Genomic DNA, 13,109 nt, shown 5'->3' with positions numbered 1-13,109 from the left:
ATGCCCCTGAAACCAATCTGGTTCAGTGGCATTTAGTTTAATATTTTTTAAAAAGCAGGCTTACTCCTGAATGTCCCTAACCAACTACATGATAGTGTCGATGTAATAACATTTAAATCAAAAGGCAAAAATTATGTTGATTTCGAGTTTAAAAATAATAATGACACTATAATTGGACTTTTAACAGAGTATCGTCGGATTGATTTGTTAAAGACACCAGATAGTACACGATTGATTTGGTCGAAATTTCCAATTGACAATAAGTCCCAAACGGAAAATGTATTTATTAATGTCCACGGACTAGATATAAACAAGAGATAACATTACTTTTAGTCGATTAAGTCAGATTTCCAAAAGTGAAAACCTCCAAAAAATACTCAAATCAAACAAATCCCACCTACTCCCGATAACCGGCTGGTATTTTTCGAGACTGGGTCAACGCCTCAAAAGCTTTCCCGATCCGCAGCAGATGCGCCTCTGAAAATGGTTTCCCGATAAAGGTCAAACTTTCGGGCTCGCCATTGGGCTTGTACCCCATAGGGATGGTCAGGGCAGGATATTCGGCCACCGCAGCATAACCTGCATGGTAATTGTTGATGCTCAAAATGGCATCCAATTGTTGTCCTTCCATTACATCAAAGAAAGATTTCCCTGCATTTTTCAAATCGGTCTTGATCTTTTCAAAATCTTCTTGGGAAGTGGAATCGGCCAAGATACCATCAAAACGGGCCTGCCCATACGGTATCCGCACCAAGGAGTCTTCGCTGTTGAAACGGACCACATCCTCAATATTCCCCACTTTTACCACGTCCTTGTTCTTGACCATGGCGCGTAAATATTCCTGAAGGTCTTTTTTCATGTCCAGATTCAACAAAGTGAGGAAATGATCCAATTGGACATCCTTGGGTTCAAACTCGACGATTTCAGCACCTGCTTCTTGAAGCTTTTCAACACTGAGGGCATATAGGGAATCCCGCTCCATCAAATTTTTCATCACTCCCAAACGAACAGTTTTCAGGGGTTCGGGTTGTGTCCATGCAGACAAAACCCCTGGTTCAGGTTCCACCGACTTAGGGTCTGCACCGTCCCTGCCCAGCATGGCGTCCAACAAAATGGCATTGTCGGTCACGTTTCTAGTCATGGGGCCCGGCGTATCCAACGTACTGGAAATGGGCACAATGCCCGTACGGCTCAGCAGTCCGACGGTGGGTTTTAAGCCCACGACCGAGTTTTGACTGGAGGGTGAAAGGATGGAACCCGATGTTTCGGTCCCAACCGCGCCTACCGCATAATTGGCGGCCATCGATGTACCACTTCCGGCACTGGAGCCACCAGTATCAAATTGTTGTCTGCCGTAGGGATTCATGGTTTGCCCGCCTACGGCACTCTGTCCGTTGGGGCATACATCGCAGATGAAATTGGCCCATTCGCTCAAGTTCACCTTCCCTAGGATAAGAGCGCCCTTTTCCTTCAATCGTTGTACAATAAAGGCATCCTCCGTCTGGTTGTCCATCAATGCAACAGCTCCGGCGGTCGTTTTCATTTCCGAAGTGCCAATGTTGTCCTTCAACAAAATGGGCATCCCATAAATGGGATGATGGGTTTCCAGGCCTTCATCCAATTTCCGGGCCTCTTCCAACACGTTTGGGTTCAATGCAATGATGGTGTTCAGCGTAGTGTTGTTCGGAAGTTCGTAGGTGTAGATTCGGTGCAGGTAGAACAGGACCAAATCTTCATAGGTGAACGTTCCCGCATCGATATGTTTCTGGATGGTGGGAATGTCTTGCTCCAAGACCAAAGGTTTCATCTTCTCGTATTGGGTCGATGGAAATTGGGACACTTCCCCGTACAAGGGCAGGAACACCTCATTTTTGTCCAACACCTTGCTCTGGATGAACCGGTAGCGCATCCGTTCGTTTTCGTTGTCGGCACTGGCCGCCACCTCTGTGGAATCGTTATAAGGGGTCCAAAGGACGACTTCCTCCTTCGGTTCCACCTTTTTCTGTTTGCAGGCAGAAAGAACAATAATCAAAAAGCCGAGGATGAGTTGTCTGCACATATACTTTACATTTTGAAGAACGAATCCACAAATTCGTATTTGTTAAAAACTTGGAGGTCCTCGATGCCCTCTCCCACTCCAATGTATTTCACGGGAATCTTGAACTGGTCCGATATACCGATGACCACACCGCCCTTTGCGGTACCGTCCAACTTGGTCACCGCCAAACTGGTCACCTCTGTGGCCTTGGTAAATTGCTTGGCCTGCTCAAAGGCATTTTGCCCTGTGGACCCGTCCAGCACCAAAAGTACTTCGTGCGGCGCATCGGGTACCACTTTTTGCATCACGCGCTTTACTTTGGAAAGCTCGTTCATCAAATTGACCTTGTTGTGCAACCTACCGGCAGTGTCCACCAATACCACATCGGCTTGGTCCGCCACGGCAGAGTTGAGGGTATCGAATGCCACGGAAGCGGGATCGCTCCCCATTTTTTGTTTGATGATGGGCACCTGCACCCTGTCCGCCCATACCTGCAACTGGTCAATGGCGGCCGCCCGGAAGGTATCGCCCGCTCCCAACACCACTTTCAGTCCCTTGTTCTTGAACTGGTGTGCCAACTTCCCAATAGTAGTGGTCTTGCCCACGCCGTTCACCCCAACGACCATGATCACATACGGTTTTTTATCGGTGGGGATGGAGATTTCGGTGCTTTCGCCCACATGGGTCTCGGAAAGGAGCCCTGCTATTTCTTCGCGAAGGATGGTGTTGAGTTCATCGGTCCCCATGTATTTGTCCCGGGAGACCCGTTCCTCGATGCGTTCAATGATCTTGAGGGTAGTGTTCACCCCTACGTCCGAGGAGACCAAAACCTCCTCGAGGTTGTCCAGCACCTCATCGTCCACCTTGGACTTTCCGGCCACGGCCTTGCCCAACTTGCCAAAGAAACTGGATTTTGATTTTTCCAGGCCCTTGTCCAAAGTCTCTTTCTTGTCCTTTGAAAATATATTCTTGAATAAGCTCATCCTGTGTTCTTTGAGAATGGTCAAAGATAGGAAAGTAAGGGGAGTTTTGTTTGATCAAATTCAAGAATAAGCCCATGGACACCTCCTTGGAACCTATAAACGATTTTTGTGTAAACTCCAGATAAAGAACATTTTACCTTCCAAAAACTGGGCTACACAACAAAACTTGGCCCGAAATAATAACAGTCTGTATTTTTGAAGCATCCACAACAACAACCAGTAGATGATAAAAAATCCAGGTAAACTCCTTTTTATCCTACTCACTGCTATTTCCTTTCCTGTAGTGGGCCAAGATACCTTTGCGGACGACTTTGGTTCCATCTCCTATTCCAATAACGATGGTAACCAAAACTGGTCCACCAATTGGTTGGAATACAACGATAACAACAGTGCTTCCAGCGGATACATTAGGGTGACGGGCGGAGAGCTCTATTTTTATTACATCTGGACCGAAAACATCAGAAGGTCCGCAGATCTAAGTGGGTATACCTCGGCAAATCTTTCTTTTGACTGGCGAACTTCCAGCTTGGAAGCCGGGGAGACCCTGATAATCGAAATTTCAAGCGACGGTTCTTCTTTCACAACATTGGATACTTTTTCGGGCAACCAAAGCGGCTCCTTTAGCCAAGATATTTCGGCATACATATCGAGCAACACCACCATTCGTTTTATGAAGGGTGGGGCCAACTGGTCCCAAAGCAATGACCGCGCCTATATTGACAATGTACTGATCACAACAACCTCGATCCCTACCACGGATACCGATGGAGATGGTGCCATAGATGTGGTCGACTTGGACGATGATAACGATGGCATCACGGACGAAGAAGAGTACTGCTCCACCATCAGCGCCTCTTTTCTGGCCTCCTCGGATGTGGGGGAGCGGAACGTAGTCATCAACCATACGGGCACGGGGCATCTACGGGTAGATTTCTCATCGATGGACAATTCCTTTCAGTTGGACATCAACGGTACAACTGCCCACCCATCCATTTTGGAGTTTGAGAACGGTGCCTTGGGTGCGGGTGAAGAATATTTTGTTTTTCAATCTGATGGAAGTTTCATCAACCAACCTTGGGTGGCCAACTCAAACGGTATTCCCAGGTTAAGATTGGTGGTAAACGAATATGGGGAGATCAACCTGTATGGAACCAGAAACACTACTTCTACCTCCTTGGAGCTTATGGAGGCACAAGGAGGCACACCTTTCAACACAATTGCTTGGATACCGGGGAACAACAATACGTTTACCTTGACAAATCAGCAGGGTCCGGGTCCAGAGGGTTTTACAGGGGAACTCTTCGCCAATTCCATCTGTGACACGGATGGGGATGGAATCAGTAACCATTTAGATCTTGACTCCGACAATGATGGCATTTATGATCTTGTAGAATCAGGGGCACTGGATGAGCCAGGAGTCAGCGATGCCAATAATGACGGCAGGATAGACGGTGCCCTTGGGAATTCTGGGGCAAACGGCATCCATAACTCCATTGAGGACAACGATACCGCCTCTGCCCTATTGACCTATACCATTTTTGATTCCAACGGTGATGGCAGTTATGATGCCTATGTACTGGATGCAGATGGGGATGGCTGCAACGATGTGGTGGAGTCTGGATTCACGGACAATAATGCTGATGGACGTCTGGGACCGAACCCCATCACCATCAATTCGGAGGGATTGGTTACCAGTGGATCGAACGGTTACACTGTACCTAGCGATAACGACTCCAATGCCACCTATGATTTCAGGGAGGCAGGGGCTCCGCCCACAATCACCTCCCAACCCATGGATGTTGCCACCTGCCCGGGATGCACAACAAACATATCGGCAACGGTGACTGCCGACCAGCTCCAATGGCAATATTACAATGGAGGTTCTTGGGTCAACCTTTCCGACACGGGCATTTATTCCGGTACCACTATGAACACATTGACCATCACCAACCCAACCCCCAGCGAAAACAATGCAGCCTACCGATTGTTGGCAAGCAATGATGCCTTTGTATGCGGTTCCACTACAAGCGATACCGCTACATTAACACTACAAGTTGGCACGGTGGTCTCCAACCGAAGAATCACCTACCGCGTGAATAAAAATTAGAAATTAACGGAACAAAAAAAGCCGCTCTATATGAGCGGCTCTGTATTTCCCAAGGGAAATTTGTCTTATTGCTTGTTCAACCAATCGTTGACCATTTCAGGAGCCATTACAGACTCTACGAAAGTATAGGCACCCGTTTTTGGAGATTTAACCATTTTGATGGCCTTGGTCAATCTTTTGGATGATGATTGAAGCGTTGCTACTGTTTTCTTTGCCATGGCTTATATTGTTTGCCTTTTCGTGATGAAAAGGGATTACTTGATTTCTTTATGGACGGTCATGCGCTTAAGGATAGGGTTGAATTTTTTGATCTCCATCCTATCTGGCGTGTTCTTCTTGTTCTTGGTGGTAATGTACCTGGACGTACCTGGCATACCAGATTCCTTGTGCTCTGTGCACTCCAAAATTACCTGAATCCTATTTCCTTTCTTGGCCATTGTATCGTACTTAAAACGCTTATACTACTTACTTTTGGGCATTCATCTCCTTCAATACAGCAGAGATACCCTTCTTGTTGATGATTTTCAATCCTTTGGAAGATACGTTCAAGGTTACCCAACGGTCTTCTTCAGGAATGTAAAACTTCTTCTTGGAAACGTTCACATCGAACCTTCTCTTGGTCTTATTGATAGAAAAGGATACGTTGTTTCCAAACATCACCTTTTTTCCTGTAACTTCACAAACTTTAGACATCTCCCTAACTTTTGAGTGATTTTATTGAGGCTGCAAATTTATACCATTTTAACGGGACGTACAAAATTCTTTTTCAGAAATTTAAAATTTCTTTGTAAAGCAGTTCAAAAGCCTTGCTTACAGACTTCTTCACCACCCGTTCCCTATGGTTTCCCATGGCAAATTTATGGGCCGTTGTGCCTCTTGGGGTACTGATCCCGATATAGACCGTTCCCACATCGGCATCGGAGTCACCTTTGGTGGGCCCGGCATTGCCCGTGGTGGACACCGCAAAATCGGTTCCCAATAGGTTCCTGACGTTCTCTGCCATGGCAATGGCCACTTCTTCGCTCACCACGGAATGTTTTTGAATCAAGTCTTCCGGTACGCCCAGCATCTTGATCTTGGTCTCCGTGGCATAACTGACCACACCTCCCTTGAAATAGTTGGAAGATCCCGGTACCGATATGATCTGTTCGGCGATCCTTCCCCCGGTAAAGCTTTCGGCTGTGGCCAGGGTCATCTGCCTTTGGGTCAAAAATTTGCCCATTTGGCTTTCGATGGTCCCATCTTCCTCTTCACCATAAATGATGTCCCCGATAATGGGGTACAATTTTTTGACCTCCTCCTCTATGGATGCCAAGAGCACTTCCCTATCCACTCCTTTGGAGGAAAGCCTGAGCCTTACCCTGCCCAAATTGGGCAAATAGGCCAACTTGATATGGGATGGTAGATTGTTCTCCCACGACTCTATTTTCTCGGCGATGGCACTTTCGCCCATACCGTAGGTCAATAAAGTCTTGTGGACGATATAGGGCCGTTCGTAGGTTTCCATGATATTGGGCAATACCGAACTGGTGATGAGGTTTTTCATCTCATAGGGAACCCCTGGCAGAAAAAAATAGGACACATCGCCCTTTTTCATCCATAGGCCCGGTGCCGTTCCGAACGCATTGTGGAGCACCGTTGCCTTGGAGGGCACCAATGCCTGTCTGCGGTTCAGGTCGGAAATGGGCGTGGTGATGTATTTTCTGAAAAGCTCCTCTATGTGCTCCAAGACCGCTTGGTCCTGCACGAGGGTATCCCCGAAGAAGTTACAGAGCGTTTCCTTGGTGACATCGTCCTTGGTCGGGCCAAGCCCTCCCGTAACAATGACGACGGAAGAACGATCGCCCGCCTCTTGCAGTGCGTTGGCGATGTGCTCCCGGTCGTCCTGCACCGAAGTTATCTGATATACCGAAACGCCAATCTGGTTGAGCTCTTTGGCAATGAACGCGGAATTGGAGTCAACGATTTGTCCAATAAGGATTTCATCCCCAATGGTGATGATCTCGGCCTGCATCTATAGATCAAAATCTTTTTTAAGTTCTGCCACGACCTGAAGGACATCTTTCTTGAGCATCGGGAACTTTTCCGCTATCTCCTCCATACTTGCTTCATTTTTTCCCAAGGTCTCTATTTCCAACGCCCGTGCCCTGGTCTGCTCCATCCCCAGAATATCGACATTGGGCTTTATCTTGTGGGCCAGTTTATAGACATTTTCATGGTCTTTGTTTCCAATGGCCCTTTCCAATCCTTCCAAGTCTTCAGGAACTTCTTCCAAGAATACGGAAATCACAGAGGTAATGAAATCTTCATCGCCTTCGGCCATTTCATTGATTTTATCGAGGTTGTAAATCATTATCTTACATTAATTTCAAATAGCGTTTCTCCTTCAAGCATTCCTGAAAGGTAGTCATTTGGGCTTACTTTACCAACACCGGCAGGGGTGCCCGTAAACAAAATATCTCCCTTTTTCAGCATGAAATACGTGGACACATGGGCAATGATCTCATCTATCTTCCACAACATCAGAGCGGTATTTCCTTTCTGGACGGTTTCTCCATTTTTTGAGAGGGAAAAATCGAGTTGGTCCACATTTTTGAACCTGCTCTTGGGCAACCAATTCCCGATGACCGCAGAGCCATCAAATCCCTTGGCCTTTTCCCAGGGCAGTCCCTTTGCTTTCAGTTTGGCCTGCAGGTCCCTGGCCGTGAAATCTATTCCTAGGCCAATTTCATCATAATAGTTGTGGGCAAATTCCCTGGCAATGTGCTTTCCCACTTTTTTGATCTTGACCAAGACCTCCACTTCATGGTGGACATCGTTGGAAAACTCGGGGATGTAGAAATCCTGTTCCTTGGGGAGTATGGCCGAATCGGGTTTGATGAAGACGATCGGTTCCTCCGGACGCTCATTGTTCAGTTCTTCAATGTGGTCCACATAATTGCGACCGATACATATCAGTTTCATAGAATTGTTTGTTGGGGGTGTTTTGTTTGTTTTTCAAAGTTTGGTGTTGAGCTTGCTCAACTTGATCTGGGTAAGTACTTTTTTGGTGTAGAGTGGGAAGTCGGCGTTCAAGATCCAACCAAAATAGCCGGGTTCCGCCTCAAGGACCTCATCCACCGCTTTTCCCTTGTGCTTGCCGAATGAGAAAATGGCCCTTTCTTCTTCGTCCAAGACTATGAAACCCGCAAAATCCAGCGCTTGTTTCCGTGTCGTGAACTCGGACAACTTTTTTACGTTGTTCTCCAGTTCGGGGTATCTTTCCAGTTGGGCCAACAGCACTTCGTAAGTGGCCATGGTATCGGCCTCCGCACTGTGGGCATCTTCCAAATTTTTATCGCAATAGAACTTGTAGGCAGCTTCCAAGGTGCGCTTTTCCATTTTATGGAAAATGGTCTGCACATCCACGGACACCATGTTCTTCATATCAAAATCAATATCCGCCCTAAGCATTTCCTCCACCAGAAGTGGGATATCGAAGCGGTCAGAATTGAAACCTGCGAGATCACTGTCCTTGATCATCTTATAAATTTCCTTGGACAATTGTTTGAAAGTCGGCTCGTTGGCCACTTTTTCATTGGATATGCCATGAACAGCCTCCGATTCGGGAGAAATGGGCATTTCTGGGTTCACCAACCATGTTCGACTCTCCTTGTTCCCGTTGGGATATACCTTTAAGATGGAAATCTCCACAATCCTGTCCTTGGCCACATTGGTCCCAGTGGTCTCCAGGTCAAAAAAACAGATAGGTTTGGTCAATTGTAACTGCATGTGGGGTCTTTGAATGTTTGTTTAAGGCTTTAGCTCCCTAAATTACACATAGTGAAAGGAACATGCACCGTTTTTCCCGGTTATATTTCCCTGTTCACGTCCCAAGCCTCCAAATAATCGGCGACAGCCTTGACGAACATTCCACCCAAAGCACCGTTCACCACCCTATGGTCGTAACTGTGCGACAGGAACATTTTGCTTCGGATACCTATATATTCCCCCTGATCGGTCTCGATGACGGAAGGCAGTTTCCGAATGGCCCCCAACGCCAGAATACCCACTTGTGGCTGGTTGATGATGGGCGTACCGAACACGCTGCCAAACGTGCCCACATTGGTCACGGTATAGGTGCCGTCCTTTACCTCATCGGGCTTCAACTGGTTGTTGCGGGCCCTATTGGCGAGATCGTTCACCGTTTTCGCCATACCGACGAGATTCAACTGGTCCGCATTTTTGATGACGGGCACAATCAGGTTGCCATCGGGCAGGGCCGCTGCCATTCCCAAATTGATATTTTTCTTTTTGATGACCTTGTCTCCGTCCAATGAAATGTTCATCATCGGAAATTTTTTCAATGCCACGGCCACAGCCTCCATAAATATGGGCGTAAAGGTCAATTTTTCACCTTCCCGTTGCTCAAAGGCCTTCTTCATTTTTTCTCGCCAGTTCACCACATTGGTCACATCCACTTCCACAAAACTCTGTACGTGCGCAGAGGTGGAAACGCTATCGACCATATGCTGGGCAATGAGTTTTCCCATTCGGGTCAATGGAATGACCTCGTCCCCATGTCCTACTGGAATGGGTGCATGTTTGGGTTTCTCCTCTATTGCTTTCTGTGGTTGCGGCTTTGGTGCTTCCTCGACCGGTTTTTGCTCTTTTGGTGCCTGAGTTGGGGCAGGTTTTGCACTTCCATTGGAACGGTCTTCCAGATAGGCCATGATATCGGTCTTGGTGACCCTACCTTCTTTACCGGTGCCTACAATGGCTTCCAGTTCTTCCATGGAGACGCCTTCTTCCTTGGCTATATTTTTCACCAAAGGTGAATAAAATCGTTCTGAACTGGAAAAGTCTGGTTTTGCGGTGGTCACGGATTCCTTCACATGGGCCATTTGGGTCTCCAAGGCCTCAACCTGTTCCGCTACAGGCTCTTCCTCTTCATCAGCACTGTCAGTATCCCCTGAAACATCGTCCGCATCGCCATCCACTTGGATCACGGCAACCACTTCACCCACTTTTATGACATCGTCCACATCGAACCGCTTTTCCAACAGCACACCTTCCACCTCACTGGGAACCTCGGAATCCACTTTATCGGTCGCGATTTCGAAAACGGCCTCATCCAACTCCACGGTATCGCCCACTTCTTTCAACCAATTAGTCAACGTGGCCTCGGCGACACTCTCTCCCATTTGCGGTAATTTCAATTCAAATTTTGCCATATTCCTATTTATCAAAGTGATTTTGGATAGTATTTTGCAAAAATACTAAAGAAATCTACTTATTATTGGTTTGTGTGCATTTTTTATCATTCCTTAATTTGCCTTTATGGAGCTTTCAAAGGGCACCCTGTTCACAATGCTCCTCCCCAAAGTGACCTCATCGGCAAATTCCAGCTCGTCCCCCACGGAAATGCCCCTGGCGATGGCCGAAGTAACGACCTCCAACCCTTCCAGTTGCCTATAGATGTAAAAATTGGTGGTATCTCCTTCCATGGTCGAACTCAAGGCAAAAATAAGTTCCTTGACCGTACCTTCCCTGACCTTTTGGATCAAAGAAGTGATGTTGAGGTCTTGGGGACCCACCCCTTCCATGGGCGATATCTTGCCGCCAAGCACATGATAAAGGCCCTTGTACTGCGACGTGTTCTCGATGGCCATCACGTCCCTTATGTCCTCCACCACGCACACCAAGCTCTCATCCCGTTTGGGGTTGGCGCATATCTCGCAGAGTTCGGTATCGGAAATGTTGTGGCAACTCCTGCAGAAATTCACTTCGCTCTTGAGTTTCATCAGGGCATCGGTGAGCAGTTCCGTCCGCTCCTGTGGTTGTTTCAGCAGGTGAAGGACCAACCGCAATGCCGTGCGCTTTCCTATGCCGGGCAAGTGCGACATTTCCTGGACCGCATTTTCCAATAATTTGGACGAAAATTCCATAGGCTCTAATCTCCCACAAAATTACGATTTTAGCTTTACCAATTTACTTTTGTACTTTGCAAATCAAAATTCATCTATGTCCGCCACTCAAATTCTACTGCTCATAGGCGCCTATTTCTTGGTACTTATATTGATTTCATATTTTACAGGAAAGAACGATTCCAACGCCGATTTTTTCAAGGCAGGGAAGCAATCGCCCTGGTTCTTGGTGGCCTTCGGAATGGTGGGCGCTTCGCTTTCGGGGGTGACGTTCATATCGGTCCCGGGATGGGTGGAGGACAGCCAGTTCAACTACATGCAGGTGGTACTGGGTTATTTGGTCGGCTATTTTGTGGTGGCCTTTGTGTTGTTGCCCTTGTACTACAGGCTCAACCTTACTTCCATATATGAATACCTTCTGGAGCGGTTCGGGACGGTAAGCCACAAGACAGGGGCGTTCTTTTTCTTCGTCTCCCGGGTATTGGGGGCAGCCTTTAGGCTGTACCTCGTGGCGATTGTGCTGCAGCAATTCGTTTTTGATGATCTTGGGGTGCGATTTGAGTTTACCGTGGTGATCTCCATTTTGCTGATCTGGATCTACACCAACAAAGGAGGGATAAAAACCATTGTTTGGACCGATACGCTGCAAACGCTCTTTATGATTGTGGCCGTGGTGCTTTCCATTGTGTTCATCAACCAAGAATTGGGCTGGAGCTTTGGCGAGTTCTTGGCCTCGGATGAATTAAAGGATTACAATGATTTTCTGGTGACGGATAGCTTTCTGGACAGGAACTATTTTATAAAATCCTTTGTGGGCGGCATGTTCGTGACCATTTGCATGACCGGGCTGGACCAAGATATGATGCAAAAGAACCTCACCTGCAAATCCTTGAAGGATGCACAAAAAAATATGGTCTCCTTCAGTTTTGTCCTGGTGGGCGTCACCTTCCTTTTTATGTTGTTGGGGGCACTGCTGTTCATTTTTGCCAAACGGAACGGTATAGGCATCCCGCTGATGGACGGCACACCAAAAACGGATTTGCTTTTCCCCGAAATAGCCCTGAACAGCGGACTTGGACTTGCCCTTTCCATCACCTTTATGCTGGGACTGATCGCTGCGGCATACAGTAGTGCGGACAGTGCACTGACTTCGCTGACTACCTCATTCTGTGTGGATTTTTTGAACGTGGAAAAAAAGGAAGATGCCGAGCAGAAAAAAATACGCAAGCGCACGCACGTGGGCATGAGCCTTATGCTGATCTTGGTCATCATTGCCTTCAAATATATCCTGAGCAGTAACGTGATCGACAGTTTATTGACGGTCGCCGGATATACTTATGGCCCCTTGTTGGGCCTCTTTGCCTTTGGCATTTTGACCAAGCACAAAATCCATGATGGCTATGTATGGGTGGTGGCCCTGCTATCGGTCTGCCTCATTGTTTTGGTCGCCAATATCCCTTCCTCCTATTTGGGAGGCTATCAGGTGGGCTATGAATTGTTACCGTTGAACGGACTGCTCACCTTCTTTGGGTTGTGGCTCATCAAAAAAAGGGAAAAAATTAATACTGCCCAGTAGCCAACAGCACCAAAGTGCAGGCCACCTCGACCTGAATCCCAGCTTTTTCAAGGATTTGGTAAAATTCGGGGTTCTCCGTTCCGGGATTGAAAATCACTCTTTTTGGGTTCAAATCCACTATTTTTTGATAGTATTCCTTCTGTTTTATGGGATTTAAATACAAGGTAATGGTGTCAATATTTTGAAAATCATCAAGTTTGTCTTTAATTTGTACCCCTGATACAGTTCCCCCACGTATCCCAAATGCGGTTGTTTCAATATTGTTCTCAACCAACCTACGTATTGCCATGTTACTGTATCTTCCCGGGTCCAATGATGCCCCAAAAACAAGTGCTTTTGCCATTTGTTAATTATTGTGTTAAACTAATATATAGACTGTAACGATTTCAAAATTAATCCGTCTATTGGTATATAAGATATTTTCATTGGTAAGACTGTATTTTTTATAGTTAATGGTTAGTGTTTAGTATAGCTTATCAATGTACAACCCCGGCAATTC

General features: G+C 46.9%; 14 protein-coding genes. 2 read left to right on the top strand and 12 right to left on the bottom strand.

Going from position 1 to position 13,109, the window contains the following annotated elements; genetic code table 11:
- Positions 1–397: 397 nt before the first annotated feature.
- Together SD450_RS18545 and ftsY are read right to left on the bottom strand one after the other, a co-directional pair.
- Complete coding sequence (locus SD450_RS18545) at positions 398–2,059, bottom strand: amidase family protein (protein ID WP_318345868.1); 1,662 nt, start codon at positions 2,057–2,059, stop codon at positions 398–400.
- A gap of 5 nt (positions 2,060–2,064) precedes the next feature.
- Positions 2,065–3,021 (bottom strand): signal recognition particle-docking protein FtsY, encoded by a 957-nt coding sequence (gene ftsY, locus SD450_RS18540; RefSeq protein ID WP_072879700.1) that lies wholly within the window; start codon positions 3,019–3,021, stop codon positions 2,065–2,067.
- A 223-nt stretch (positions 3,022–3,244) separates the two neighbouring features.
- Here ftsY and SD450_RS18535 point away from each other — a divergent pair, with 223 nt between their 5' ends.
- Positions 3,245–5,128 carry an immunoglobulin domain-containing protein gene (locus SD450_RS18535; protein WP_318345867.1) on the top strand — a complete coding sequence of 628 codons (1,884 nt, stop codon included), beginning with the start codon at positions 3,245–3,247 and terminating at the stop codon, positions 5,126–5,128.
- A gap of 65 nt (positions 5,129–5,193) precedes the next feature.
- On the opposite strand, the gene SD450_RS18530 is transcribed toward SD450_RS18535, so the two are convergent.
- From SD450_RS18530 to recR, 9 genes are all read right to left on the bottom strand, one after another.
- Complete coding sequence (locus tag SD450_RS18530; RefSeq protein WP_072879696.1) at positions 5,194–5,346, bottom strand: DUF4295 domain-containing protein; 153 nt, start codon at positions 5,344–5,346, stop codon at positions 5,194–5,196.
- Between the two features lie 36 nt (positions 5,347–5,382).
- Positions 5,383–5,565: a 50S ribosomal protein L33 gene (rpmG, locus tag SD450_RS18525; protein WP_031444791.1), complete on the bottom strand. Its 183-nt coding sequence runs from the start codon at positions 5,563–5,565 to the stop codon at positions 5,383–5,385.
- A gap of 28 nt (positions 5,566–5,593) precedes the next feature.
- Complete coding sequence (gene rpmB, locus SD450_RS18520; protein WP_072879694.1) at positions 5,594–5,821, bottom strand: 50S ribosomal protein L28; 228 nt, start codon at positions 5,819–5,821, stop codon at positions 5,594–5,596.
- Positions 5,822–5,894: 73 nt separating this feature from the next.
- Positions 5,895–7,142 (bottom strand): competence/damage-inducible protein A, encoded by a 1,248-nt coding sequence (locus SD450_RS18515; RefSeq protein WP_318345866.1) that lies wholly within the window; start codon positions 7,140–7,142, stop codon positions 5,895–5,897.
- Positions 7,143–7,481: an Hpt domain-containing protein gene (locus SD450_RS18510; RefSeq protein WP_318345865.1), complete on the bottom strand. Its 339-nt coding sequence runs from the start codon at positions 7,479–7,481 to the stop codon at positions 7,143–7,145.
- Positions 7,481–8,092 (bottom strand): fumarylacetoacetate hydrolase family protein, encoded by a 612-nt coding sequence (locus SD450_RS18505; protein ID WP_318345864.1) that lies wholly within the window; start codon positions 8,090–8,092, stop codon positions 7,481–7,483. The genes SD450_RS18510 and SD450_RS18505 overlap by 1 nt, the downstream gene beginning before the upstream one ends.
- A gap of 33 nt (positions 8,093–8,125) precedes the next feature.
- Positions 8,126–8,899 carry a 3'-5' exonuclease gene (locus SD450_RS18500; protein ID WP_318345863.1) on the bottom strand — a complete coding sequence of 258 codons (774 nt, stop codon included), beginning with the start codon at positions 8,897–8,899 and terminating at the stop codon, positions 8,126–8,128.
- Between the two features lie 80 nt (positions 8,900–8,979).
- Positions 8,980–10,341, bottom strand: a complete 1,362-nt coding sequence (locus tag SD450_RS18495; protein WP_318345862.1) for a dihydrolipoamide acetyltransferase family protein — start codon at positions 10,339–10,341, stop codon at positions 8,980–8,982.
- A 93-nt stretch (positions 10,342–10,434) separates the two neighbouring features.
- Positions 10,435–11,055 carry a recombination mediator RecR gene (gene recR, locus SD450_RS18490; protein ID WP_318345861.1) on the bottom strand — a complete coding sequence of 207 codons (621 nt, stop codon included), beginning with the start codon at positions 11,053–11,055 and terminating at the stop codon, positions 10,435–10,437.
- Positions 11,056–11,131: 76 nt separating this feature from the next.
- On the opposite strand from recR, the gene SD450_RS18485 reads away from it, so the two are divergent.
- Positions 11,132–12,610 carry a sodium:solute symporter gene (locus SD450_RS18485; protein ID WP_318345860.1) on the top strand — a complete coding sequence of 493 codons (1,479 nt, stop codon included), beginning with the start codon at positions 11,132–11,134 and terminating at the stop codon, positions 12,608–12,610.
- Here SD450_RS18485 and SD450_RS18480 read toward each other — a convergent pair.
- On the bottom strand, positions 12,594–12,953 hold the full coding sequence (locus tag SD450_RS18480) for a CoA-binding protein (protein WP_318345859.1): 360 nt from the start codon (positions 12,951–12,953) through the stop codon (positions 12,594–12,596). The genes SD450_RS18485 and SD450_RS18480 overlap by 17 nt on opposite strands.
- Positions 12,954–13,109: the final 156 nt, after the last annotated feature.

The organism is Flagellimonas baculiformis (genome assembly GCF_033441575.1).
GTDB classification, from domain to species: Bacteria; Bacteroidota; Bacteroidia; order Flavobacteriales; family Flavobacteriaceae; genus Flagellimonas; species Flagellimonas baculiformis.
This window is presented reverse-complemented; position numbering and strand designations above follow the sequence as displayed.